At 73.3% G+C, this 24,142-nt stretch carries 18 protein-coding genes; 8 read left to right on the top strand and 10 right to left on the bottom strand.

What is annotated here, in order from left to right; all coding sequences use genetic code 11:
* Positions 1–513: 513 nt before the first annotated feature.
* The gene (locus ITX44_RS16695; protein ID WP_205358026.1) at positions 514–1,317 is read left to right on the top strand and encodes an SDR family NAD(P)-dependent oxidoreductase; all 804 of its coding nucleotides are present in this window, start codon (positions 514–516) and stop codon (positions 1,315–1,317) included.
* Positions 1,314–2,129 carry a polysaccharide deacetylase family protein gene (locus ITX44_RS16700; RefSeq protein ID WP_205358027.1) on the top strand — a complete coding sequence of 272 codons (816 nt, stop codon included), beginning with the start codon at positions 1,314–1,316 and terminating at the stop codon, positions 2,127–2,129. The genes ITX44_RS16695 and ITX44_RS16700 overlap by 4 nt, the downstream gene beginning before the upstream one ends.
* Here the strand turns inward: ITX44_RS16700 and ITX44_RS16705 are convergent.
* The 3 genes from ITX44_RS16705 to ITX44_RS16715 form a co-directional block, all read right to left on the bottom strand.
* Positions 2,083–3,465, bottom strand: coding sequence for a GDSL-type esterase/lipase family protein (locus tag ITX44_RS16705; protein WP_307795306.1), 1,383 nt, complete (start codon positions 3,463–3,465; stop codon positions 2,083–2,085). The genes ITX44_RS16700 and ITX44_RS16705 overlap by 47 nt on opposite strands.
* Before the next feature lie 91 nt (positions 3,466–3,556).
* Positions 3,557–4,522, bottom strand: coding sequence for a DMT family transporter (locus tag ITX44_RS16710; RefSeq protein ID WP_205358028.1), 966 nt, complete (start codon positions 4,520–4,522; stop codon positions 3,557–3,559).
* Between the two features lie 471 nt (positions 4,523–4,993).
* Positions 4,994–6,082 carry an MGDG synthase family glycosyltransferase gene (locus ITX44_RS16715; protein WP_205358029.1) on the bottom strand — a complete coding sequence of 363 codons (1,089 nt, stop codon included), beginning with the start codon at positions 6,080–6,082 and terminating at the stop codon, positions 4,994–4,996.
* Positions 6,083–6,366: 284 nt separating this feature from the next.
* On the opposite strand from ITX44_RS16715, the gene ITX44_RS16720 reads away from it, so the two are divergent.
* Together ITX44_RS16720 and ITX44_RS16725 are read left to right on the top strand one after the other, a co-directional pair.
* Positions 6,367–7,272 carry a DMT family transporter gene (locus ITX44_RS16720; protein WP_205358030.1) on the top strand — a complete coding sequence of 302 codons (906 nt, stop codon included), beginning with the start codon at positions 6,367–6,369 and terminating at the stop codon, positions 7,270–7,272.
* 315 nt (positions 7,273–7,587) lie between these two features.
* Entirely contained in the window at positions 7,588–7,908 is a 321-nt protein-coding gene (locus tag ITX44_RS16725) for a hypothetical protein (RefSeq protein WP_205358031.1), read from the top strand.
* Between the two features lie 36 nt (positions 7,909–7,944).
* Here the strand turns inward: ITX44_RS16725 and ITX44_RS16730 are convergent, their stop codons facing one another.
* The 3 genes from ITX44_RS16730 to ITX44_RS16740 form a co-directional block, all read right to left on the bottom strand.
* Positions 7,945–8,856 (bottom strand): universal stress protein, encoded by a 912-nt coding sequence (locus ITX44_RS16730; RefSeq protein WP_205358032.1) that lies wholly within the window; start codon positions 8,854–8,856, stop codon positions 7,945–7,947.
* 359 nt (positions 8,857–9,215) lie between these two features.
* Positions 9,216–9,758, bottom strand: a complete 543-nt coding sequence (locus tag ITX44_RS16735; RefSeq protein WP_205358033.1) for an NADPH-dependent F420 reductase — start codon at positions 9,756–9,758, stop codon at positions 9,216–9,218.
* 55 nt (positions 9,759–9,813) lie between these two features.
* A complete protein-coding gene (locus ITX44_RS16740) occupies positions 9,814–10,746 on the bottom strand; it encodes an NAD-dependent epimerase/dehydratase family protein (RefSeq protein WP_205358034.1) in 933 nt (310 codons plus the stop codon).
* 136 nt (positions 10,747–10,882) lie between these two features.
* Between ITX44_RS16740 and ITX44_RS16745 the strand changes: the two genes are divergently transcribed.
* The 3 genes from ITX44_RS16745 to ITX44_RS16755 all read left to right on the top strand — a co-directional run bounded on the left by ITX44_RS16745 (position 10,883) and on the right by ITX44_RS16755 (position 14,353).
* Positions 10,883–11,875, top strand: coding sequence for a LysR family transcriptional regulator (locus ITX44_RS16745; RefSeq protein ID WP_205358035.1), 993 nt, complete (start codon positions 10,883–10,885; stop codon positions 11,873–11,875).
* Positions 11,876–12,029: 154 nt separating this feature from the next.
* Positions 12,030–13,184, top strand: coding sequence for an MFS transporter (locus ITX44_RS16750; protein ID WP_205358036.1), 1,155 nt, complete (start codon positions 12,030–12,032; stop codon positions 13,182–13,184).
* A 272-nt stretch (positions 13,185–13,456) separates the two neighbouring features.
* On the top strand, positions 13,457–14,353 hold the full coding sequence (locus tag ITX44_RS16755; RefSeq protein WP_205358037.1) for an SCO4651 family lipoprotein: 897 nt from the start codon (positions 13,457–13,459) through the stop codon (positions 14,351–14,353).
* 43 nt (positions 14,354–14,396) lie between these two features.
* On the opposite strand, the gene ITX44_RS16760 is transcribed toward ITX44_RS16755, so the two are convergent.
* On the bottom strand, positions 14,397–15,341 hold the full coding sequence (locus ITX44_RS16760; RefSeq protein WP_205358038.1) for an SDR family NAD(P)-dependent oxidoreductase: 945 nt from the start codon (positions 15,339–15,341) through the stop codon (positions 14,397–14,399).
* A gap of 101 nt (positions 15,342–15,442) precedes the next feature.
* On the opposite strand from ITX44_RS16760, the gene ITX44_RS16765 reads away from it, so the two are divergent.
* Entirely contained in the window at positions 15,443–16,288 is an 846-nt protein-coding gene (locus ITX44_RS16765) for a helix-turn-helix transcriptional regulator (RefSeq protein ID WP_205358039.1), read from the top strand.
* An 88-nt stretch (positions 16,289–16,376) separates the two neighbouring features.
* Here the strand turns inward: ITX44_RS16765 and ITX44_RS16770 are convergent, their stop codons facing one another.
* The 3 genes from ITX44_RS16770 to ITX44_RS16790 all read right to left on the bottom strand — a co-directional run bounded on the left by ITX44_RS16770 (position 16,377) and on the right by ITX44_RS16790 (position 24,103).
* The gene (locus ITX44_RS16770; protein WP_205358040.1) at positions 16,377–20,027 is read right to left on the bottom strand and encodes an ExeM/NucH family extracellular endonuclease; all 3,651 of its coding nucleotides are present in this window, start codon (positions 20,025–20,027) and stop codon (positions 16,377–16,379) included.
* A 226-nt stretch (positions 20,028–20,253) separates the two neighbouring features.
* A complete protein-coding gene (locus ITX44_RS41045) occupies positions 20,254–23,433 on the bottom strand; it encodes an arabinofuranosidase catalytic domain-containing protein (protein ID WP_236060778.1) in 3,180 nt (1,059 codons plus the stop codon).
* Positions 23,434–23,845: 412 nt separating this feature from the next.
* Complete coding sequence (locus ITX44_RS16790; protein WP_307795307.1) at positions 23,846–24,103, bottom strand: mycothiol transferase; 258 nt, start codon at positions 24,101–24,103, stop codon at positions 23,846–23,848.
* Positions 24,104–24,142 lie beyond the last annotated feature (39 nt).

Consider the following 24,142-nt stretch of genomic DNA (forward strand, 5'->3'; position numbering starts at 1 on the left):
ATGCGGGGCAGTGCGGTGGATGGTCGGGCCTCACGGGCTGACGGTCGCTGGTAGGTGTGCCCTGGGCGTGGCGTTCGCGTGGGCCGGTGCGCGGCCCGCCTGGTCGCTCCGTGGCGGGACGGCCCGCGCGCCGGACCCCGCAGCGGAGCGCCGCGTCCCACCGGCTGACCGCCGCTGGCAAGTGTGCCCCCAGGCGTTCTCCAGAGGCCCTCCTCGGATCCTCCCGCGCGGATCGTGCGGCGTCACCCGAATGGCCCAACGGTGCGGGGGCCCACAGGCCGCCGAACAGCGGGGCACGGTTCGCCGGGCGGGGCGGCGAAGTGCGTGCGGCAGTCGCGGGGGCGGGCGGGGGGTGGGACAGTACGACAGGGATCGACACCGGCGCCGTCCCCCGCGGACGATACCGGCCGTTCCCCGTGGAGCCTCGTGGCATGCGCGGAGTGGGTCGGCGTCGGCCGGGTGCGGTCGCGGTGGGGCCACGAAGGCCACGACGAGACCGCCCGAGGAGGTGCCATGGCACGCGCCGTCGCAGCACAGGAGACGGTTGCCGTCCGGGAGGGCAACCGGCGGGCCACCGAGGTGGCGCTGGTGACCGGGGCGTCCTCGGGGATCGGCGCCGCGGTGGCCCGGCAGCTGGCCGCCGAGCAGCGGTGGCAGCTGCTGCTGGCCGGCCGGGACCGCCCGCGGCTGGACGGGGTGGCGCGCGAGACCGGTGGCGTCGCCGTGCCCTGCGACCTGTCCGCGCCCAGCGGCGCGCGGGCGCTGGCCGAACGCGCCGCGAGGGAGGCCGGCCGCATCGACCTGCTGATCGCCGCGGCCGGCGTCGGCTGGGCGGGCCCGTTCACGTCGATGCCGGCCGCGACCGTCGACGAGGTGCTCACCGTCGACCTCGTGTCGCCGGTGCACCTCGTCCAGGCGGCCCTGCCGTACATGCTGGCGCAGGGCCGCGGCCACATCGTGCTGGTCGGGTCGTTCGCCGGGTCGGTGGGCGTGCGCGACGAAGCGGTGTACTCGGCCGCGAAGGCCGGCGTGGGGGCCTTCGCCGACGCGCTGCGGTACGAACTGAAGGGCAGCGGCATCCACGTCACCCACATCGTGCCCGGAGCGGTCGACACCCCCTTCTTCGTCCGGCGCGGGTCGGCGTACCCCCGCGCGCGGCCCCGGCTCATCGCGCCGGAGAAGGTCGCGGACGCGGTGGCGGCGGCGGTGCGGACCGGGCACCAGGAGGTCTACATCCCCCGCTGGCTCCGGCTGCCGGTCGGAATACGCGCGATCGCTCCGTGGCCGTACCGGCGTCTGGCGGCACGCTTCGGATGAGCGGGCGGTGGCGGGCGACGGGCCCCGCGCGGCCGTGGCCCGCGGCCGGCGCCGCCCTGCTGCTGGCCGGGACGGCGCAGGTGCTGCCCGCCGGCACCTGGCTGCCCGGGCCGCGGTGCGCGCTGTTCCCCGCGCTGGCCGGCCTCGGGCGGCCGGACCATGTCGCGCTCACCTTCGACGACGGGCCGGACCCACGCACCACGCCGCGTTTTCTCGACGCGCTGGACGGCCTGGCGGTCCGGGCGACGTTCTTCGTGCTCGGTGAGCGCCTGGCCCACCACTGGGACCTGGGCCGCGAGATCGTCCGGCGCGGCCACGAACTGGCGGTGCACGGCTGGACGCACGACCGTCCCTGGCGGCCGTCGCCCTTGCGGGAGAGCCGCCGGCTCTCGCTCGCCGCGCACCTGGTGGCGCAGGCGTACGGCGACGCGCCGCTCTGGTACCGCCCGCCCTACGGCATCCTGACCGGCGACCGGCTGGCGGCGGCGCGCACGGCCGGGCTGCGGCCGGTCCTGTGGTCGGCCTGGGGCCGGGACTGGACCTCCCGGGCCACCGCCCGCTCGGTGCTGGACCTTCTGCTGCGCGACCTGCGCGGCGGCGGCACTGCGCTGCTGCACGACACCGACCGCGAAGGGGCGCCGGGATGCTGGCGGGCCGCGCTGGGCGCGCTGCCCGGCCTGGTCGCCGTCTGCCGGGAGGCGGGACTGGCCGTCGGCCCGCTGGGCGAGCACGAGGTGACGCGCGGCCACCGGCGGGGCGCGCGGCTCATCGGGGGAGGTCCGTCAGGGCCTGCTGATCCGCGAGCGCGATGACGAGTTCCCCGGCCGGGGTGGGGTGCAGCGGGGCCGCGCTCGCCGGCCCCTGGACGTACGACTCGGTGCTGCACAGCTCGTGGCCGGTGAAGCTCGGCCGCACCGGGTGGGCGCCCGCCAGGTCGGCCCCGTCGCGCAGGACGGTGTTGAGCTCCGTCAGCCGTGACCGCAGCATGTCGGCCTTGGCCGTGGTGATGCCCTCGCCCTTCAGGCAGTCGGCGTTGGGCCCGAAGGGGTCGTAGTACTCGTTGACCAGGACGGTCGGGTGCTGCGGCAGGGTCGAGACCTGCCGCAGCAGGGTGCGGTAGTCGACGGCGAACCGGGTGAGCCTGTTGCGGAAGAACGCGGTGGTGGCCCGGTCGTCGCAGGTCGTGGACACGGCGCACAACCGGGTCAGATCGGCCCAGCCGACGTCGTTCGCACCGACACTGATGATGAGCACGGGAGCCTTCGTGGCCCGTTGCGCCTCGGCGAGCTGCGGGGGTGCCACCTGGTGGCCGCTGACGATCTGGACGCCGAGGACGCCGTCGGGCACGGTGGCGCCGGTGCAGGCGAGGTTCAGCACGTTCCAGCCGTTGACCTCGGCCAGGTCACGGGCGTAGGCGTCCACGCTGCGCACGCACGCCGTGTCCAGCGGGGTGGGGTTCGGGAGGGGCGCGTTTCCCGGCGCGGCGGCCGTGGAGTCCCCGATGACGACCGCGTGCACCTCGGTCAGGTGCGGGCCCGAGGCGGGCGGCACCGGTGTCAGCGGGCCGCGCCCCACCAGGTCCTCCAGGGACCGTACGTGGTCCAGGACCTGCGGCGTGCTGTTGGCCAGCAGCCCGAACCCGATGAGGTTGACGGCGCACACCGAGACCAGGCCGGCGCCGAGCACGGCGGCCGTGCGGCGTCGTGGGAGGTGCCGCAGACCGGTCACCGCGGCCAGGACGACCAGCATCACCCCCGTGGCGATGACGGTCTCCCACACGGCGTAGCGCACCCAGCCGGAGGTGAGCTCGTGCCCCACGGCGAGGACCAGGCTTCCGTGGCCGCCGTTCTGCACCAGCTTGGACACCTGGGGGCCGGTGGCGATCCGGGCCAGTTCCAGGCGCGGCCGGATCGGCCCGTCGAACTGCGGTTTCGTGGGAATCGTCTGGCCGAACAGCACGAGTTCCCCGGGGCCGGACGGACTCAGCTGGAGGGACGTCGCGCCCACCCGGACGCTCTGGCCGGCCGCAGACACCGTCTGCTGGGGCGTGATCAGCAACGAGAGCCCGGTGGCGGCGAGGGCCAGCAGCAACAGCAGGACGGTGAGCAGGAGGGGGCGCAGCAGCCGCCTGAGCGGGGGACGCCGCACGTGCCCTCCTTCCACCGGTCGTGATCCTTCGTTGGTGTCTACCCGATCACGAGCGGGCCTATCTGTCCGTGATGTCCCGTCCGTTCGAGGGTCAGGCCGAGGGGCCGTCGGAGGGGCCGCCGTGCGTGGGCCCGTCCGCGGGTCCGGCGGTGGGGTCGCCGCCCTCCGCGGGGACGGGCTCGTGATGGCGATCCGCGGGGTCGGGACGCCGCTTTCCGCCGGGCATCACCGGGTGGCGGCCCAGGACGAAGACGCCGGTGATCGCCGCGGCCACGCCCACGGTCTGCCAGGCCAGCGCGCTCGGGGTGGTGTGCAGCTCGTCGTGCAGGAAGCCGATGCCGCAGCCGATGCCGCTCAGCGGTTCGGCGACGGTCAGCGCCGGCAGCGACAGGCGCAGCGGTCCGGCTTCGAAGGCGCTCTGCGTCAGCAGCAGGCCCGTCACCGCCAGGGCCAGGACGCCGTACGGCTGCCACGAGGCGAGCAGCCCGCCGATGCCGCGGGCACCGATGATGCTGCCGCAGACCCGGGTGAGCGCGTCCTGGAGGCCGAACAGGGTGCCCGCCGCCGCGGCCAGCAGCGGGGGGCGGTGCAGCAGGTCCAGCCGCAGGGCGATCAGGACCAGGATCCCGGCCAGCCCCAGCACGCAGGCGATCACCAGCCAGTGCCGGGCCTGGGTGATGTGGCCGTGGCCGGTGTGCGGGCGGCCCGCCAGGATGAAGGCCGCCACGCCGAGGCTGAGGGCGATCGCGCCCAGCCACCCCGACCAGCCCAGCGGCTGCTCGCCCATCCAGCGCGCCAGCAGCATCGCGAACAGCAGGTTCGTGGTGAGCAGCGGCTCCACCTTGGCCAGGTCGCCGTGCCCCAGCGCCAGGCTGCCGAGGATCTGGCCCGCGACCATGCAGCCGATGCCCGCCAGCCACAGCGGGACCTTGGCCAGGTCCAGCAGCAGCTTGTAGGAGAGCATGACGGACAGCGGCTCGTGCTCGGCGGCGTGCTGCTGCAGCACGAAGCCGAAGCCCAGCAGGCAGGCGGCGGAAAGACCGAAGATGTACACCACGGGGTGCCATCCTCACGCCGGGTGCCCGTACGGCGTCCGGAAGCGCGCACGCCCGGCCGGGAAGGTTCGGCAAAGACACACGCACGGCCTAGCGCGGCGGCCCGGCGGCGCCCGATCGGCGCCGTACCGCCGCGCCCGGGCGTCCGCGTCGTACCGCCGCGCCTGGCCGCACCGTCCGTACGGGCCGCGAGCCCGCGCGAGCCGTACGACCGGACAGCGTCGGCACGTCGGTCGTACCCGGCCTTGCGTCAGGGCCGGCTGCCGGCGCCGTGCCCCGGCGTCCGGCCGCATTCTTCGTACGGGCCGTGAGCCGTACGACGAGCCGTACGACCGGACGGGGTCGGCACATCGGTCGTACCTGGCCTTGCGTCAGGGCCGGCCGCCGGCGCCGTGCCCCGGCGTCCGGCCGCATTCTTCGTACGGGCCGCGAGCCCGCGCGAGCAGTGCCCCCCGGCACCGTCGGCGCACCGGTCAGGCCCGGCCGCCGGCGATCAGCCGGTCCAGCAGGCCCACGGCGTCGCCGTCCGGGAGCCGGTGGTCGGCGGAGGGGCCCCGAGCACCCGGCCCGCACGCCGTGATCCGGTCCAGGGCCTGGAGCAACTGCCACGAGTCGGCGGCGTACTCGGTCAGGCCGAGCGCGGCCATCGTCCGTACGCCGTCGGCGCCGTGGCCCGGGATCGGCCGGTGGCCGACCACCGGCAGTCCCACGGCCAGCGCTTCCATGGCGGTCTGGCCCGCGGCGTTGTCGATCAGGGCGGTGCTCGCGGCCATGAGGCCGGGCATGTCCTGCACCCAGCCCAGGGCGAGGGTGCCCGGCACCTTCGCCATCGTGCGCCGCAGGCGCTCGTTGCGTCCGCACAGGGCGACCGGCAGGTAGCCGCCGTCGTACAGCAGCCGGGCCGTGGCGTCGAGCCGGCTGCCGACTCCCCACGCGCCGGTGGCCAGCAGGACGGGCGGGCGCAGGCCGTCGTCCCCGAAGCGCCGCCGCCACCGGTCCGCGCCGGCCGGGTGCGGGTGGAAGCGGTCCGGCAGGAGCGGGCCGCAGGCGGCGGCGGGCAGTCGCATGCGCTTCCGTACGCCGCGGGCGATGTCGGCAGTGAGGCACAGATTGAGGTCGTTGCCCGGGTGCAGCCACTGCCGGTGGACGGCGAAGTCGGTGACGACCACCGCGGCGGGCACCGGCAGCCGCCCGGCGCCGCGCATCCGGCCGGTGAGCTGGGCGGCGAGGTGGAAGACCGCGACGACCGCGTCGGCGCCCTCGCGGGCCACCTCGGCTTGCAGACGGCTCTCCGCGAGGGCCGCCAGCGGCGAGCTGCCCGGCCGGGGGCCGGGGCCGGTGCGGAAGAAGGCGGCGTAGATGCCCGCGTACACCACAGGGGCGTGCCCGACGGCCGCCCGGTAGAAGCCGCGCACCCCGGCGCCGATGCGGCCGGGCAGCATCTCCAGCACGTCGCGCTGCGACGACTCGTGCCCGGCGGCCCGCAGCCGCCGGGCGAGTTCGGCGGCCACAGCGTCGTGGCCGGCGCCCATACCGGCGCTGAGCAGCAGGAAACGGCTCATGGCCGGCGCGCGTACGGGCAGGGGGCGGGAACTGCCACGGACACGTGGGCGTACGGGCGCGTGTGCGGCATGATCACCTCGCTGCGGACGACGATGCACCGGCAGATCCACAGGTAACCGTGGTGCCGGACGCCAAACGGAGCACGGCCGGCCGCCACCCGTTGTGCCCAGTCGGCCGGGAGAGGTTTATCCGTCGGCAGGGTGGTTACGCATCTGCTCGCCCGGCCGGTCAGGCACCGGCGCGGGGCAGCCCGCCGGGCTTCCGTGAACGACAGGCTTCCCCCATGAACGTGCTCACCGTCGTCATGGCACTGCTCTCCGCGGTGTTCAACGCGGCGGCGTCCGTGCTCCAGCGGCGGGCCGCCGTCGAGCCGGACGAGGTGTCCGCCCACGGGGCGAGGGGGGCGACGGCCCGCCTGGCCGGGCTGCTGCGCCGGCCGTACTGGTGGGGCGGGATCTCGGCCATGGGGCTCTCCGCGGTCTTCCAGGTCATCGCCCTGGACTCCGGCGGGCTGGCGGTGGTGCAGCCCCTGCTCGCCAGTGAACTGCTGTTCACCCTGCTGATCGGCGCCGCAGTGTTCCGGCACCGGCCCGGCGCGGGGACGTGGTGGGACTTCCTGATGCTTGCCGGCGGGCTGGCCCTCTTCCTGCTCGCCGCCTCCCCGTCGCAGGGCGGCGACCGGGCCGGCGACTGGAAGTGGCTCGGCGCCGGGGGAGCGCTGGCCTGCGGCGTCGCGCTCCTGCTCGCGCTCGCCCTGCGCATCCGCGGACCCCTGCAGGCCGCGGCGCTGGGCCTGGCGACGGCCGCCTGCTTCTCGGTCACGGCGGCGCTCATCAAGGAGGTGACGGCGCGTTTCCCGGACGGGTTCACCGCGGTCCTCACCACCTGGCACACCTACGCCGGCGCCGCCACCGGACTGCTGAGCGTGCTGCTGCTCCAGTGGACGCTGCGCGCGGGCACGCTGGCCGCCTCCCAGCCCGCCCTGACCCTGGGGGACGCCCTGATCAGCGTCGTCCTCGGCGGTCTGCTCTTCGGTGAGAACATCGCCGCGGGCTGGCACGTGCTGCCCGAGGTCGCCGGTGTCGGGCTGATGGCGCTGGGCATCGTGGGCCTGACCCGCTCCCCGGCGGTGGCCAGCGGGAACTGGGACGAGGTGCCGGAGCACCGCCCCGACGTCCGAAGCCGCTGAGCCGCGCTGGGCCGTCCGGGTGAACCGGAGGTGAACATTGATCCTCGATGTTCACTCCGAGGTCATCGCATGTTGTGTCGGGGACGTGTCCACGGGACGTCTGGGCGGTGGAGGGTCGACGGACGGCGGGGGTGTCCCCGCCTGCGGTCGGCAGTGGGGGGCGTCATGGCGTGGCTGGGACTCGGGGGGCGCGGGGAGGTGCTCGTCGGCAACACGGGTGCGGGGCGTGCGGCCGGTCGGGGCCCCAAAGGTCTCAAGGGCATCAGGGGCTTCCGCGGCTCTCGGGGCGTCCGGGGCTCCCGGGGTTTTCGGGGGGTGCTGCGGCGTGCGACGGACCTGATCGGGCGGCGCCCCGGCGGCGGTGCGGTCGGCCGCGAGAGCCCGTCGGCAGCGGCGCCCGGCGCTGCCGGACCGGCCGAGGGACGGCTGCCGGGGACGTACCGCCTGGCGGTGGATCTGAGCGGGCGGGCCCGTCAGGCGCTGGACGCGACCACCGAACGCACCGGCCGGTCCGAGGCCGACACGGTCAGCCGGGCGCTGATCGTCTACGAGTGGGTCACGGAGTTGGAGCGCGACCGGCAGTCCCTGCACGTGCGGACGGAGTCCGGGCAGTCCTACCAGGTGGAGATCGTCTAGGCCCCGGCGCCCCCGGCGGCCGGTGGCGGTGCCGGTTCACCGGTGGGGGACGACGGCGACCGCGGCCGGGGCGTCGCGCAGGACCGTACGGCCGACGGACCCCGCGACCGGGCCGACCTCGGCCATACGGTCGTCGCGCCCGATCACGAGCAGCGACGCCTTGGCCGCCACGTCGACCAGGTGCTTGCCGGTGTCGCCGACCACCGCCTCCGGGATCACGTCCGTGTGCGGGAACTTCGGCGCCCATCGCGCGAGCGTGCGGGTCAGGACCTTGCGGCTGTCGTCGGTGGCCTCGTCCATGCCCTCGAAGGGGCTGTCCGCTCCCTGCCGGTCCGCAGGGGCCGACGGCGCCGTGCCGCCGCCGTGCACGACCCGCAGCGGCGCCGCCCGGCGGCTCGCCGCGTCGAAGGCGAAGTCCAGGACCGGGTCGTACGGATGCCGGACGTCCACGCCCACCACGACCTCGCGGTACGGCGTGGTCGTCGCGGCGTTGCCGTCGGGGTCGGGCTGGTGCTCGTCCGTCTCGCGCTCGCCGGTGCGCACCAGGACCACCGGAGCCGGGGACCTGCGGGTCACCTCCCGGGCCACGGATCCGGGCAGGAGGCTTCCGACCGCGCCCGTGTCCCAGGAACCGAGCACGAGCAGGTCGCTCTCCGCCGCCGCGGTGAGCAGGGCGGGGACGGTCCTGCCGGTCACTTCGGAAGCGGTCACCGACAGCGCCGGGTACGCGGCCTGCAGGGCCTCGGCGACCGGGTACGGGGACCACCGCTTCCCGGCCGGGCGCGGGCGGGGGTCGGTCGGCGTGACGAAGGTGGTACGGCCCGGGCGTTGCGGCGCCACGTGCAGTACGGTCAGCCGCGCCCCGCGCCGCATCGCCTCGCGGGCGGCCCACCGCGCGACCGCGGCGCATTCCGGCGAGCCGTCCAGGCAGACGGTGACGGTTTCCACGGTGTCCGCCTCCTTCCGGGTACGGCATCCCGGGTACGGCATCGGCCTGCCGCCGTCCGTCCTGCTCGGGCCGGGGCAACGGGAGCCTCCCGAGGGGGATGCCCGGTCCGGGCGGCGCCGCCCGGACCGCGGGCCGGCGGTGGTCCTCGGCCGGGCCCTACGGCCCGGCGCCGGGGCCGATCGGCCCTGTCGCCGGCGCCCGGGCACGCGATCCAATGGCCGCGGCGGGGAGGACGGCGCGGAGCAGCGGGCACCCCCGACCGTGCACCGCGCGACTGCGACCCGCGCGCAGCGGGTCGTCCTCCCCGTCGCCGCGTTCCGGCCGGCCGTACCGCGATGTCACCAACCCACTGATTCGATCAGAGCTCGCCGGGAACGGCAAATCGGTAGAAAACCCCACCGACCGGCTGGATGCCCATGAGCAGCCAGACCGCGTTCTCGAAGTCGCGGGCCCGGGAGAGATCCCCGACGTGCACCGGGTCGTAGCCGGCGTCCCGGACGAGCCGTTCGGTGACCTCGCGGGCGCCCGCGTCCGCGACGTACCAGTTGCTCGGCCGCACCCGCTGCTCGCGCACCGCGCCGAACAGCGATCCGAAGTTCATGTTGAAGCTCTTGGCGACCGGGCCGTGGGTGAAGGACTTCACCTCGTGGGCGTACGACGGGAAGTCGCCGTGCCGGGCGGGCATGATGTTCGTCGCGTCGATCGCGATCTTTCCGTCGAGCCCCGTCACCTTGCTCAGGGCGGCCGAGATCTTGGCGCCGGGCACGGCGACCAGGACGGCGTCCGCGTCCGAGGCGTCTCCGCCGTCGCGGCCGAGCTCTTCGACGTCGTGGCCCGCGGTCCGCCAGAGGGTGGCCAGGCCGCCGCCGATCATTCCTCGTCCGATCGTGACAATCTTCATTCCGGTTTTCCTTCGGTCGATCGATTACGTGTGCCGGTTGAACGGTCGTGCCGCGTCACGCGCCGCCGGCGGCCACCGCATTCCGTACGGCGTCCAGACCGGCGGCATGCGGGACGGTCGGCTCGTATCCGAGGTCGGCCACGGCTTTGTCCGTCCGCAGAACGCAGGGCTGCCCGAGGAACCACCGGGCGGGTACGGGAATCTCGCGGACGGCGGTTTCGGCGTCCAGGTCGGGAATCGGCGAATCGACGCCATAAATCGCGAACAGCGTTTCCAGGAAGTCGCGCAGGACGACGCGGTGCCGGTCGGTGACGAAATAGGCCTGGCCCGGCCGGCCGTGCCGCCAGCCGAGTACGAGGCCCTCGACGGCGTTGTCGACGAAAGTGACGTCGGTGGTGTGCCGGCCGCCGTCGATCCAGGCGAACTGGCCGGCCTTCGCGGCGGCGACCAGGCCGTCGATCAGGATGCTGTCCGGGCCCCAGACGAACCTCGGGCGAATCGACACGGTGGCGAGGTCCGGGGCATTCGCGTCGAGCACGATCTTCTCGGCGACGGCCTTCACCGCGCAGTAGGCGGCTTCCGAGTCCGGCCGCAGCGGCGCGGTCTCGTCGGCGTCCAGGAGCGGGTCGCCGGCCAGCAGCGCGGCCTCGCTCCCGCAGTGCACGAAGCGGGGAACCCGCGCGTGGCGGGCCGCGTCGACGGCTGCCCGGGTGCCGTGCACCGACACGAGCTCGTGACGGGCCCGGTCGGCGGTGATGTCCGTCTCAGCGGCGAGGTGGAACAGCACGTCGCTGCCGGTCACCCCCTCCTGCCAGGTGGCCGGGTCGGTCAGCTCGCCCCGCACCGGCTCCGCGCCGAGCGCCGACACCTTGGCGGCCGACACCTCGCTGCGGACCAGGACGCGGACCGAGTGCCCCTCGCCGACGAGCCGGCGGACCAGCACCCGGCCGATGAACCCCGAACCGCCCGTGACGAACGCCTGTGCCATGAGATCTCTCCCTTGCCGTGTACGGACCCTCCCGTCCGCCTCGGGCGAGAAGGTGTCCTGCGGTGCAGCAATCGGGGATGCCGAGGTCTTCCCTCGACAACATTCATGCTTCGATCGCATGCGATAAAATCTATGGATGCCTTCTCTTCGTGCGCTGGAGTGCCTTGTCGCGGTCGCGGACTCCGGATCGATCACGCAGGCCGCGCTGCTGCTGCATTCGTCGCAACCGGCGGTCTCGCACCAGATCGCCTCGCTGGAGCGCGAGACCCGCACGGTCCTGCTGCGCCGCGAACCCCGGGGGGTCAAGCTCACTCCCGCCGGGCGGGCCGCCGTCGCGGACGCCCGGCGGGCGATCGAGGCGGCCGCCTCGGCGGTGCGCTCGGCGCGCGCGGCCGGTCAGGCGGCCGGCGGGGTGCTGCGGCTGGCCTGCGCGCAGAGCCTGAGCGTGGCGCTGCTCGCCCCGGTCATCCGGCAGTGGCACCGCCGCTACCCGGAGGTGGCGATCACCTTGCGCGAGTCGACGGCGATGGACGAGCTGCTCGGCCTCGTCGACTCCGACGAGGTGGACGTGGCGCTGCTGCCCGGCCCGCCGCCCGGCAGCCTCACGGTCACCGCGGTCGCCGAGGAGGAGATCGTGCTGACGGCGCCCACCGGCCACCCGCTGGCCGAACGGCCGGCCGTACGCCTCGAGGACCTCCAGGGCGCGCCCCTCGTGCACTTCGCGCCGGACAACGGCCTCGGCGCCTGGCTCGACCGGTCCCTGGCCCGCGCCGGGGTCCACCCGGAGACGGTGATGCGGACCTCGGTCACCGCCGCCGCACCGCAACTCGCGGCCGCCGGTCTGGGGGTCGCCGTCAGCCCGGTGAGCGCGGTCAGCGACGGCTTTCCGGGCGCGGTGCGCTCGTTCTCGCCGCGGTGGGTCAGGCAGCTCGTGGCCGTGACGGCCGGGGAACCCGATCCGCTCGTCGCGCGGTTCATCGGCAATCTGCGCAGCCACGGGGTGCGGGTGCCCCGCGGGGTGCGGACCCAGCTCACGGAGGGCGGCGCGGAGGGAGATCCGGACAGCGGCACGGACGGCGGCCCGGCGGCCGGGAAGGAAAAGCGGGACCGGCACCCATCGAATCGGTGAAGGCCGGCCCCAGACGAATCGACGGTCAGGGCGCCCGATTCCGGGAATCGCCGCCGAAGCGGCCATGTTGAGCCACGGTTGAAAAGATCGTGTCAATTCGGAAGGCTCACGCATGTCGTCGGCGACGAATGAAAGAACCCGCGTCACGGAGAAGGTGAAGCTTCCCATGGCCGGCCTGCTGGCATTGTTCACGGCGGGCTTCCTGGGAATCATCAACGAGACAATTCCCGCGGGTCTGCTGCCGGAAATGTCGAAAAGCCTCGGCCTCTCGGAATCCGTCGTCGGTCAGACCGTGACGGTGTACGCACTGGCGACGGCCCTCACCGCGATCCCACTGGGCGGTGTGCTGAAGAACCGGGGGCGCCGCACGGTCCTGGTGTCGGCCCTGGTCGCCTTTGCCCTGGCGAACGCCGTCGCGGCTCTGGTGAGCAGCTTCGCGGTCATCCTCGTCGCGCGCTTCGTCGCCGGCGTCGGAGCGGGCCTGATCTGGTCGAACATCGGCGGATACGCGGCGCGGATCGTCCCCGCGCAGTTCCAGGGCAAGGCGATCGCCATCGCGATGGCGGGCACGCCGGTCGCACTGTCGCTCGGCCTGCCGGCGGGCACCTTCCTGGGGGACGCCGCCGGCTGGCAGGCGACCTTCGGCGTCGTGGCGGTGGTCAGCGTCGGCCTGATCGGCTGGGCGTTCACCTCGCTGCCCAACCTTCCGGGCGGAGCGGCGGGCGGGCACGTCCCGGTCGCGACCGTCCTCCGTACCCCCGGCGTGCGATCGATTCTCTGGGTCGTCGCCGGATTCATGGTCGCCCACAACATCCTGTACACGTACATCGGTCCGCTGACCGCCCGTTCGGGGGTCGGCGGCCAGATCGAATGGGTGCTCCTGACCTTCGGTGTCGCGGCGCTGCTCAGCATCTGGGCCACGGGCACCTACGTCGATCCGCACCACCGCCGGCTGATCGTCATGAGCACGGTCGTCCTGGGAGCCGGCGCTCTCGTGCTCGGCCTCGCGCTGGTGAGCCCCGTGATCCTGTACGTGGGCGTGGCCGTCTGGGGCATCGGCTTCGGCGGTTCCGCCACGCTCTTCGTCACGGCCGGCATCCGGGCGGCCGGCACGGACGGCGTCCAGTCGATCCTCGTGACCGTCTTCAACCTCAGCATCGCCGCCGGAGGCGTCTTCGGCGGCCTCCTGCTCGCCGGGCTCGGCGTCACCTCGATTCCGTGGGTCGCTTTCGCGATCATGATTCCCACCGCGATCGCGACCGTCGCCGGCCGCCGGCACGCGTTCCCGCCCTGGCCGAAGCACGCCTGAACCCGGCCGAGGGGCCCCGCTCCCCGAGCGGGGCCCCTGCGAGCCGTGCCTCGCCCGCCGAGATGCGTGCCGTGGCCGCCGACCGGGCAACGCACCTCGGCCCCGACCACCCCGGCACCCGCGCGGCACGTGAGGCCTGCTGATCACCCGTCCGGCCGCGACCCCGGCGGCGCCGCTCTGCCCGGGGGACGTACCCACGCCGCATGTCGGTTCGCTGCGCTAAGGTGCCTGGCGGTTCCGGGGCGGTCGGCCCCGGACATGGGGGAGGACTCGTGCATACGTTCCGGGGTACGGCGCTGGCCGCCGTCGCCGCCGCGTCACTTGTCGGGCTGTCGGCCTGCGCGCCGGGCAGTGGTTCGGCGTCGGGCGGCGGCAAGGCCGCGCACCCGTCGGCGGTCCGGTCGTCCGCGTCGGCCGTCACCGGCGGTGGGGGGTCTCCGGAGCTCTCGGCCGTCGACGCCCTGGCCCTGGTGAAAAAGCGCACAAGCAGCGTGCATTCCGCGAAGTTCGAGCTGACGGTGAAGACGGGCGGCACCCCGTCGCTGACGGAAAGCGGTGCGCTCGACTGGTCGCACGGCGTCCGGATGACGATGACGGCCGAGGTCACCGACGCGAGCGCGCTGCGGTCGATGCGCAGCGCGGGCCTCGACGGCACCATCCGGTATCGCCTGCTGCCGGACGTCTACTACCTCGATCTCGGCCCCGGGGCCGCGGCACACCTGGGCGGCAAGCACTGGATCAGGTACGGCGTCGACGAGCTGGCCACATCCTCCGCGGGCGCGTACGTCACCGACGTACTCCAGAGCCAGGACCTGTCCCGGGCCGTCGATCTGGTCCTGGCGTCCCGGGACGTGCGCGAGGTGGGCACGGAGTCCGTACGCGGCGTCCCGGCCACCCATTACCGGGGCACCATCGCTCTCGCCGACCTCACCCGGCTGCGGGCGCCCCACCTGAGCGCCGCGCAGCGGGCCGATGTCGAGCGGAGCATGCGGAAGGCAGGGGTGACGGAGGAGAAACTCGACGTCTGGGTGTCCGCGGACCATCTGCCGCTGAAGAAGGTCGCCACCGAGGGGGAGAACGTCACCACCATGTACTGGTGGGGCTACGGGACCCCGGTGCGGGTCCAGGCGCCGCCCGCGTCGGACAGCGTGGACGCGGCCGGACTGTAGCCGGGGACTTCCCGGCTGGGCCTTCCCGGTCGACCGGGCCCGGTCAGGTGGGGGTGCCCGCTGCTGCGAGGAGGTGGGCGGTGGCCTCCCACAGGCGGGTTTCGCGGGACCGGTCGCGGGCCACGGGCCGTACCTCGGTCACCTTGTCGATCACCACGAAGGCGCCGTCGCGCAGGGTCGCCCACTTGTCGTCGAGTGCGATCGAGGCCAGCGCGGGGCCGGAGCGTTGCGGGGTGGAGACGCCGGGCAGGCGACCGAGGCCGCGGCCGATCGCCTGGAGGGGCGCGGGGGCGTCGCGGCCCAGCGCCGTGCCGGGCATCCAGCCGGGCTCGAAGACCGAGACGTTGACGCCGGGGCCGGTGCGGCGCTGGAGTTCGTGGGCGTAGTAGAGGATCGCCAGCTTGGCGTTGGCGTAGGCGACACCGGCGGCGTTCATGCCCGGTTTCTTCTCTCCGGTCGCCGGCCGGGCGATCTCGGCGGGGTCGTGCCACTTCGCCTCGGGTACGCCCATGAGCCTGCGGCCGAGGTTGGCGCTGTAGACGTTCGAGCCGAGCAGCACGATCCGGGCGGGCTCGGTGAGCGAGCCGAGCAGGTCGCCGATGAGCTGGGCGTGGGCCAGGTGGTTCACCGCGAAGGTCAGCTCGTAGCCGTCGGCGGAGGCGGCCCGGGTGTCGGCCGACATGCGGCCGGCGTTGGCGATCAGCGCGCGCAGCGGCCGTACCGCGCCGGCGGCCAGCAGGTCCCGCGCGGCCGCCGCCGCGGCCCGCACGTCGGCGAGCCGCGACAGGTCGCAGCCGATCTCGTGGACGTTCGCTCCCCGCGCGCGGGCCTCCTCGGCGACGTCGGTGAGCGCCTTTCCGGTACGGCCCACCAGCAGCAGGTCGGGGCGCTCGCCCTTCGGGCGGTCCGCCATGGCCAGGGTCGCGGCGCGGCCCAGGCCCCTGGTCGGGCCGGTGATCAGGACCGTTCCGGTCGTGGTGGTGGTCATGGTCCGAGCCTGCGGCAGCGCAGGGCGGTCAGCCAGCCGTCCCGTTGTCGTAGGAATGCCGGGGCCAGGACAACGGCGGCGCCCGCGCCCAGACTGGACGCATGGAGTCGTGGGAGTTCGGCCGTACGGTGCACCGCTGGCGCGATCGCATGGTGCCCGGGAGCGTCGGCGTGCCGGTCGGACGGCGCCGCCGGGCGACCGGGCTGCGCCGCGAGGAGCTGGCCGGGCTCGCCGGCATCTCGACCGACTACCTGACCCGGCTCGAACAGGGCCGGGCGACCGCGCCCTCCGTCCAGGTGGTGGAGGCGCTCGCGCGGGCGCTGCGCCTGGCCGACGCGGAGCGCGACCTGCTCTACCGGCTGGCCGGCCACACCGCTCCCGGGCCCGAGGTCGTCCCGACGCGCGTCACGGCGAGCGTGCAGCGGCTGCTCGACCGGCTGGCGAACACCCCGGTCGTCGTGTACGACGCCACCTGGACGCTCGTCCTGGCCAACGCGCCCTACGACGCGCTCATGGGCGAGACGACGAGCTGGCGCGGCCTGGAACGCAACGCCGTCTGGCGCAACCTGCTGGGACCGGGCACCCGTGTCGTGCACACCGCGCAGGAGCAGGCCGACCACGAGGCGCGGCTGGTCGCCGACCTGCGGCTGACCGCCTCCCGGTATCCGGCCGACCCGGCGCTCCGCCGGCTCATCGGCGAACTCCGGGACACCAGCCCGCGGTTCGCCGAACTCTGGGAGGCCGACGCCCCGCCGCCGCTCCCCGAGCCGTCGAAGCGGAAGGTCATCGACCATCCCGCGGTCGGCCGGATCACGCTCGACTGCGACACGCTCGTCGTCGCCATGGACGATCTGCGGATCACCGTCTACACTGCCGAGCCCGGCACCGAGGACGCCGAGCGGCTCGCGCTCGCCGTCGTCCTCGGCACCCAGACGCTCGTCGAGTAGCCCCACGCGCCCCGGAAACGGAACGGGAGCCCGCCCCGAGGGGCCGGCTCCCGTCGTACGTGCCAGGCGTCGGTGCGCCAGGCGCGGCCTACTTCGTGGTGACCTTCACCGTCGTGTCAGCCGTCCCGGGGAGCACCTTGGCGTCCCCGGAGTAGCTCACGGCCACGGTGTGCGTGCCCGCGTCGTGGAACGCGGCCAGCTTGATGTTCGCCTCGCCGCAGTCGAGCGCGGCGTGGTAGGTCCGGCCGTCGACGGTCACCGTGACCGTGCCGGTCGGGGTGGTGCCGGCGGCCGTGACCGTGACGTGCACCATGACCTGGGTCTTGCCCGCCACGACCTTGTTCGGGGTGGCCTTCACGGCGACCTCGGAGGCGGCCTTCACCGGCCCCGGGTCGATGCCGACGACGACCGGGTCGTGGTCGGAGGCCGCGAACGGGTCGCCGGCGTTGAACAGCTGCGTGGCGTTGTAGTTGTAGCGGCTGTACGCGAAGCCGACCGACTCCTGGGCGTTGATCTGCCAGACCGTCGCGCCGGTCACCATCGACAGCGCCGCCGGGCTGGCCACGACGTGGTCGAGGGAGCCCTCGAGGCCGTTGTAGGAGTACGACCAGTGGTTCGGGTCGTCCGTGGACCCGAGGTCGGTGTAGCCCTGGCTGTACAGGTACTCCATCGGGTCCTCGTGCGTGTAGGCGTTGAAGTCGCCCACGAGGAACAGCTTGTCCGTGCCCAGCGTCTGCGCCTGCGCCTGCGCGAAGGCGAGCATGTCCTGCGCCTGGTGCGTACGGGTCTCGTTGTAGCCGCCCTGGTCGTAGGCCGGGCGGGTGTCCTCCGCGTCGCCGGGGTAGAGCCCGGCGGCGTCGTTGCTCTTCGACTTCAGGTGGTTGGCCACCACCAGGAAGGCGTCGGAGTCGGCGGTGCCGACGGCCTTGAAGCCCTGGGCCAGCGGCTCGCGCGCGATGGAGAAGTCCTGGCCGGCGCCGGAGAGGTTGCTCAGCACGTGCGAGGCGCCCACCAGCGAGACCTCGGCCGGCTTGTAGATGAACGCGGTCCGGATGACGTCCTGGTCGGCGGTCGGCGGCAGGTCCGCGGCCGCCGGGGACGGCGCGAAGGCCCAGGTGCCGGCGCCCGCCTTGGCGTTGAGGGCGTCGACCAGGCCGGCGAGCGCGGAGTCGCGGTCCTCACCGAACTTGACCGAGTTCTCGACCTCTTCGAGCGAGACGATGCCGGCCCCGAGGCCGTTGATGCCGGTGACGATCTTTTCCTGCTGCCGCTGGAAGCTGGCGTCGTCGGCCGCGCCGCGGGGGCCGGTGGCACCGCAGTCGTTGACCGCGATGTGGTTGCCCTGCCGGTCGTTGTAGTAGGAGCACGAGCCCAGGCCGCCCGCGACGTAGCGGCTGCCCGTCATGGGGAAGTAGTTCTCGACGTTGAAGGTCGCCAGGCGGATCTTCCCGCCGACGGCCACCGGCTGCGCGTTCTGGGTGCGCATGTCGGAGAACGAGACGATGTCGCCGCCGGCGCCGTTGACCTGGCCGGTGGGCTGGAAGTTCCACAGCGAGTTGCGGTAGTCCAGCACGACCGGCTGGTGGAAGGTCGCCTTGGCGCCCACGCTGACCGGGTTGCCGGCGGTGAGCCAGGGCAGCGGGCTGTTGGCGGCGGAGCCCGTGGGGGAGTAGGTCACGCTCGCGCCGTCGTCCAGCGTGATGGCGTGGGAGGCGTCGTAGTCGGCGGCCTGCTGCGCGGCGGCGCTGCCGGCCGGGCCGGCGTCCGTCGGCTGACGCAGCGTCTGGTCGCCGGCGGCCAGCTCGACCTGGCCGTAGAAGTTGGTGTTGTAGTTGTCCGTCACCGTGAAGTCGCCCTGGGGCGCCATGAGCTCGCCCTCGTGCGCCTCCTTCTGGGCGTCGGACTGCAGGTCGCTCCACGCGATCCGGTCGGCGACGACCGGCGGCAGCGGGGTGGCCAGCTGCGTCACGGTCGGGAAGGTGAGCTCGGTCTCGCCGGCGTACTCCTGGACCGTGCCGCGGACCTGGACGCTCTCGCCGACGGTCACGGTGCCGACCGACTGCGAACCGTAGACGAACACGGCGTCCGAGGCCCCGGGGGTCTTGTCGTCGGCCGCGGCGCCGCCGGCGCCGCCCGTCTCCAGGTAGAAGCCGTTGAAGCCGCCGGTCGCGTACACCGCGGTGACCACGCCCTGGGTGGTGGCGGTCTTGCCGGCCAGCGGCGAGGTGTCGGTGTTCGTGCCCTGGATCTGGGCGATCGTCACGTTGCCGGCGTCACCGCTCGAGTCGCCGGTGCCGGTCTGACCCGCCGAGTTCACCGGGGCGGGCTGCCCGGTGGTGAAGTCGGTGTGGTTGTCGTCGGTGTCGGCGCCCTCGGGGGTGCGCAGCGCGGCCACGTCGGTGCCGAGGTTGGTCCCCTGGGCCTCGCCCTCGAAGGTGTTCGCGTCGCCGTAGCCGAGCGCGTCCACGACGTGCGCGGTGCCGCTGATGTCGCCGGCCGGCAGCGTCGGGGCCGCCGTCGTGTCGAGCAGCGCGACGAACGAACCCTGGTAGTTCAGGTTCACCGGGATCGTCGCGTCCGGCGTCGGCAGGGCCGCGCCGTCCCCGGCCGTGTCGGCACCCGCCTGGACCAGGAAGTGGCCGTGCGCCGGGATGCTGCCGGAGATCGGGTAGTCGGCCAGCGCCGCGCCGGCTCCACGGTTGTACGCTCCGTAGCCGATCGACCAGCCGGTCAGGTCGACCGCGCTGTCCGTCGGGTTGTACAGGTCGATGTAGTCGTGCGCGAACGGCGCGTTGGTGTAGCCGCCGTCGCCCCAGACCTGGCTGATGACCACGTGGTTCGCGCCGGTGCCGGCGGCCTGGGCGGTCAGCGTGAACGTCGCGCTGCCGGTGGCGCCCGTACCGTCGGTGACGGTGAGCTGCACCGAGGCGGAGCCGGTCGCGTCGGGGGTGCCGCTGATACGGCCGGTGGCCGCGTCGATCGAGGCCCAGGCGGGCAGGCCCGTCGCGCTCCAGGTGTACGGCGACGTGCCGCCGGTCGCGGTCGGCGTGAAGGAGAACGCCGTGCCGACGGTGGCGGCCCGGGGGCCGATCGCGCCGATGGCCGGCTTCTGCGTGGTGCCGCCGCCGCTGAACGCGGAGTTGCGCGGGTTCGGCGCCGCCGTCACGAAGTCGGCGTTGTTGTTGTCCGTGTCCGCCCCGGGGGTGGCGCGGGTGACGGCAGTGGTGTTGCTGGGCGCGGGGGCGTCCCCGCCCTCGACGATCGCGCCGGTGCCGAAGCCGACCGTGTCGACGACGGAGCCGGCCGCGTCGGACAGCGTCACCGAGCCGGCGGTCGCCGACAGGGCCAGCTGGCCGCTGGCGTCGGGGGTGGGCAGCGGCGTGGTGCCGCCGGCGCCCTGTCCCTCCTGGACCAGGTAGTAGCCGTGCGCCGGAATGCTGCCCGTCAGGGCCGTCGACCCACCGAGGTTGCCCTTGGCGCTGTAGTACGACACCGACCAGCCGCTCACGTCCACGGTGGCGTCGGTCGGGTTGAAGAGCTCGATGTAGTCGTTGGTGTACGTGGCGCCGGAGTTGCCGCCGCCGCCGTACACCTCGTTGATCACCAGCGCGGTACCGGCCGGGTTGGCGTGGGCGGGCGCGGCGACGACGCCGCCGAGACCGGTCACGGCCAGCACGATGCCGGTGGCCCCGATCAGCGCCCGGCGGGACCGGGGGTTCCTCGGTAGAGGATGTGTCATGGAGTTCGCTCCTGATAGGTGGACGACGGCGCACGGGGCGTAGCACCCGAGTACGACCGAGTAAGGCAAAGGGAGTCAAAAGAGCGGCTTCCGACCGCAATGCGAACGGCACATGAACTCCCTCCTCGAACTCTCCACAGCTGCCCCGGAAGACGGACGCGGGGTGCCCACCGCGGACGGTGGGCACCCCGGTCGATCGGTCAGGCCGTGCGGTGTTCGGGCCGCCTTACGACGCGGGCGCCCACGGCGTGGCCGCGGTCCAGCTCGAGTCGTCGGCCCAGGACGTCGTGGTGTCCCACGCGTTGGTGCCGCCGTTGCTCGCGAGGTAGACGGTGTTGTTGAAGGAGCGGATGTACTTCGTCGGGAAGTTCACCGACTGGAAGGACACGCCTTGCCCGCTGTTGCCGGGCGTCCGGCAGAAGGTCGCGTCCTGGGTGAACAGCGTGCTGCCGTCGTTGGGCTGGAGGTGGAACTGGAAGTTCTGGTGCCGCAGATAGCTGCCCGGCTTGTTCACCGACTCGAACGAGACGCAGCTGGGGTTGTTCAGGCCGGCCGTCTCCACCCACGTCGCGTCCTGCTTGTCGGTGGCCGAGCTGGCGGCGGTGACGGGTGCGGTGACCACGAGGTCGTCGGAGTCGTCGTGCTTGACGTAGTTCGAGGTGCTGCCGGGCGTGGTCATCTGCAGCGAGACGCGCGGTCCCGGGTCGAGGGTGAAGCCCTTGTTGGCCGCGCCGGGGGTGGGGCTGTTGGAGACGGTGAAGTCGGCGCAGTTGCTGTCGGTGTCGAGGCCGTCGGGGAAGCGGACGGCGCTTCTACCCGTGCCCGGGGCCGCGACCAGGCAGCCGTTCGCTCCGGATCCGGAGGCGCCCTGATATCCCTCGGCGTTCCAGGGGTCGACGAGGCTGCCGTAGTTCAGGCTGTCGGCCGTGTTGCCCTTGCTGTCGCCCAGCACCATGGTGCCGGCGCCGGTGGACAGTGCGGGTCCGCCGAACCACTGGTCGGGGGCGGTGGGGGACTGATAGCCCGCGGTCGTGGCCCGCGCGTCCTGCACGGGTGTGTTGATCGCGTGCCGCTGCGTCAGCGGCTTGTCGAGGGTGATGCCGGTGCCGAGGGCCTGCACCGGTTCGTTGCTGGAGTGGGCGAAGGCGGTGGCCGGCGCGAAGGTGACGCCCGTACCGCGGTTGCTGAACGGCAGGTTGGAGGAGTGGTCGTACGTCAGGGGCGCGGTCAGGTCGAGGCCGGTGCCGGTGGCTCCGGTGGTGCCGACCGCGGCGACCGTGACGTTCTCGATCCGGGAGCCGATGTCCAGCCGGATCGTGTCACCGGCCGAGATGTTGGTGGTGGAGGTGACCTTGATGTTGGTCGCCCCCGCGGCGGCGGGCGCCGAGAGCCGGGCCTGCGTTCCCGGCTTTCCGACGGAGGTGACCGTGGCCACTTCCAGCTTGTCGCCGTAGCCGATGGCCAGCTTCTGGCCGACGGTGAAGCCGGAGGTGCTCGCCACCGGGACGTTGGTCGATCCGGCCGGGATGGTGACGACCGGACCGTCCGGCAGGGGCTGCCAGAGCGTCGTGTTGGTGGTGGCCGCCGTGCCGACGCCGGCGACGGTACGCGTTTCCGCGCCGGAGCCGGTGCCTACGGTGACGGTGTCGCCGGCCGTCAGGCCGTTCGTGCTGCGTACGGCGACGGTGGCGTCCCCCGGTGCGGCCGGAGCGGCCAGCCCGGAAGTGGACAGGCCCAGCACGTAGTGGCCGCCGGCCGGCAGGGTGGTGCCGGAGGGGACGGTCACCGTCGAGGAGACGGCCTGCTGGGTGGGGTGCTCGGTCAGGATCCAGCCGGAGATGTCGACCGGGCTCGTGCCCGCGTTGTACAGCTCGACGAACTGGTCGGTGGAGTCGGTGCCGGTCGAGGTCCGGAACTCGTTGATCTTGATCGACGGGGTGTTCCGTACGTGCTCGGTGGTCGTCGCGGACTGATCGGCGCGGCCGGGGCCCTGGCCGGTCCAGGTCGCGCGGCCGCGCAGGTCACCGTCGAAGTCGGCCGGCCCCGCGGTGACCTTGAAGGTCGCGCTCACGCTCCGGCCGGGCTCGACGGACGCGAAGTTGGTGGTGCCCGTGGCCGTGGCCTGCCACCCGTCCGGGACGGACAGGTGCAGCCTCAGGTCCGATACGCGCGACCCGGTGGTGTTCGTGAAGGTCAGGGCGGAATTCTGCGAGGTGCCGGGAGCGAAGGTCTGCAGTCCCGGCGCGGTGGCCGTCGCCGGGGCCGGCGTCAGGCTCAGCTGCTGGACGTCGTACTTCGCGGCCACGACATTGGCCTGCACCGCGTTGTCGGTGGCGTCGGTGGGGTAGCCGGCCGTCATCACGCCTTCGTAGAAGGTGCCTTGCGAGCCGTTGCTGTTGTCACCGCCGTTGCCCAGCACGATCGCGCCCTGCTTGCGCATCGGGTCGTAGCTGGAATCGACCCGTTGCCCGTCGAACATGGTGGTCAGCGGGCCCTGTTGCGCGTCGCCGCCCAGGGAGGCCCAGTGATGGGCTTCGCCCTTGGCGACAGCGGTCGCGAAGCGCGAGGTGATGTTCGGCAGGCTGGCGCAGAGCTTGGACGTGCTGCCCGGGTTGACGCATCCGACCAGGTTGTTCTCCTGGTCGGTCATGATCCACGGGCCGGGCGCGTTGCCGTGGTACCAGGCGGTGGCGTCGCCGAAGTAGGACGTCTCCATGGTGCCGTTGCCGTCGTCGCGGCTGTCGGTCTCGGCGTTGCCGTAGTCGAAGCAGCAGCCGTTGTTGAAGTGCCGGCCGTTGAGGACCCAGTACATCCCCTCCGGCTGGTCGTCGACGGCGATGCCCCTGGTGTCGTTGTTCCGCAGCCCCATGCCGGGCTCGATGAAGACGCCGTAGGCCTTGTGACCGCTGACGGTGACCGGTGCCATGTCGGCGACCGGCAGGTTGTTGGCGCCGCCCATGGCCGGCCCGCTGAAGTTGCCGCGGGGCGCCTGGGTGAGGTCGTTGTGGTTGGGCGACTGGTCGTAGACCGTCGTGATCAGGCAGGTGGTGTCCGCGCAGAACCTGTCCTGGGCGGCCGCGTCGGCGTAACCGCCCGCGTCCGGGACCGGCTGCGCGGTGGGGGCGACGACGCCGATGTTCCGGACCTCGCCGTCCGACAGCCGGCGGACCTGGTAGAGCGGCCCGTCGTAGGAGGCGTAGAGGGCTCGGGTGGTGCTGTGCGCGGCCGCACACGGAGTGCCGGCTGCGGCGTAGATGTCGCACGGGCCTGCCGGCCTGGTGGGGGCCGTCTGCGTCGCGGTGGCAGGCGAGGCCACGGTGACGGTGAAGCCGATCAGCGCGAGGGCGATCGAGGCGAAGGCCGCGATCGTTCTGCGGCGTATCCGTTTGACGCCGGGTCTGAACATGTTCGAGATCAACTCCTACATGGTTCAGTCGGATTGGTGGAGGTTCGAACCACGGGCGGCCGCACGGGGCGCCGTGGACCGTGGCATTGTTAGCGCTCACATCCAGCGGTCATCGAAGCTATGCCGGTTGACGAAGTTGCGTCAAGGTTTCCGGCGCGATTCGCGTACGTTCCGGCGTCGGGTGGTTGCGTTCGGTGCTCCGCGACCGCAGGTCAATCGCCCTTCGATCGACGGAAGGTGATGGGCGGTCACGTGGCGACACCGAGCAGCCGGCGTACGGGTGGCCCGTTCTCTCACCGCGGCTGGCTTCATGTCGTCGCCGCGACCCGCAGTGAGCGCAAACACGAATGTGCGGGCACAGCGCACGGACGCCATCCGGATCGGGTACGTCTCCGGCGTCCGCGGCGGCGGATCACTCGCCGGCGGCTCCGTCGATGGCTTCGCGCAGCAGATCCGCGCGGCCGACGTGGCGGGCGTACTCCTCGATGACGTGCGCCAGGACGAACCGGACGTCGGTGTCGCCGAACTCAGGATTCGGCACCGTGCGGGAGAAATCCTCCGTCACCTTCGCGAACACCCGCCGTGACTCCTCGCACGCCTCCAGGTAGTCGCGGTAGACCTCGGCGGCCGGGGTCGGATCCCGGCACCGCGCGGCGAAGCAGGAACCCACCCGACACCACAGCCCTCAATGGCACGGTAGACGGGAATC

The sequence above is a fragment of the Actinacidiphila acididurans genome, from assembly GCF_016918855.1.
GTDB lineage: Bacteria > Actinomycetota > Actinomycetes > Streptomycetales > Streptomycetaceae > Actinacidiphila > Actinacidiphila acididurans.

What these genes read in the sequence shown, in the direction of transcription:
- ITX44_RS16700 (WP_205358027.1), top strand. Translation starts at nt 1,314, where the DNA reads ATGAGCGGGCGGTGGCGGGCGACGGGCCCCGCGCGGCCGTGGCCCGCG.
- ITX44_RS16745 (WP_205358035.1), top strand. Translation starts at nt 10,883, where the DNA reads ATGCCTTCTCTTCGTGCGCTGGAGTGCCTTGTCGCGGTCGCGGACTCC.
- ITX44_RS16770 (WP_205358040.1), bottom strand. Translation starts at nt 20,027, where the DNA reads ATGACACATCCTCTACCGAGGAACCCCCGGTCCCGCCGGGCGCTGATC.
- ITX44_RS41045 (WP_236060778.1), bottom strand. Translation starts at nt 23,433, where the DNA reads ATGTTCAGACCCGGCGTCAAACGGATACGCCGCAGAACGATCGCGGCC.
- ITX44_RS16760 (WP_205358038.1), bottom strand. Translation starts at nt 15,341, where the DNA reads ATGACCACCACCACGACCGGAACGGTCCTGATCACCGGCCCGACCAGG.
- ITX44_RS16740 (WP_205358034.1), bottom strand. Translation starts at nt 10,746, where the DNA reads ATGGCACAGGCGTTCGTCACGGGCGGTTCGGGGTTCATCGGCCGGGTG.
- ITX44_RS16695 (WP_205358026.1), top strand. Translation starts at nt 514, where the DNA reads ATGGCACGCGCCGTCGCAGCACAGGAGACGGTTGCCGTCCGGGAGGGC.
- ITX44_RS16765 (WP_205358039.1), top strand. Translation starts at nt 15,443, where the DNA reads ATGGAGTCGTGGGAGTTCGGCCGTACGGTGCACCGCTGGCGCGATCGC.
- ITX44_RS16735 (WP_205358033.1), bottom strand. Translation starts at nt 9,758, where the DNA reads ATGAAGATTGTCACGATCGGACGAGGAATGATCGGCGGCGGCCTGGCC.
- ITX44_RS16715 (WP_205358029.1), bottom strand. Translation starts at nt 6,082, where the DNA reads ATGAGCCGTTTCCTGCTGCTCAGCGCCGGTATGGGCGCCGGCCACGAC.
- ITX44_RS16720 (WP_205358030.1), top strand. Translation starts at nt 6,367, where the DNA reads ATGAACGTGCTCACCGTCGTCATGGCACTGCTCTCCGCGGTGTTCAAC.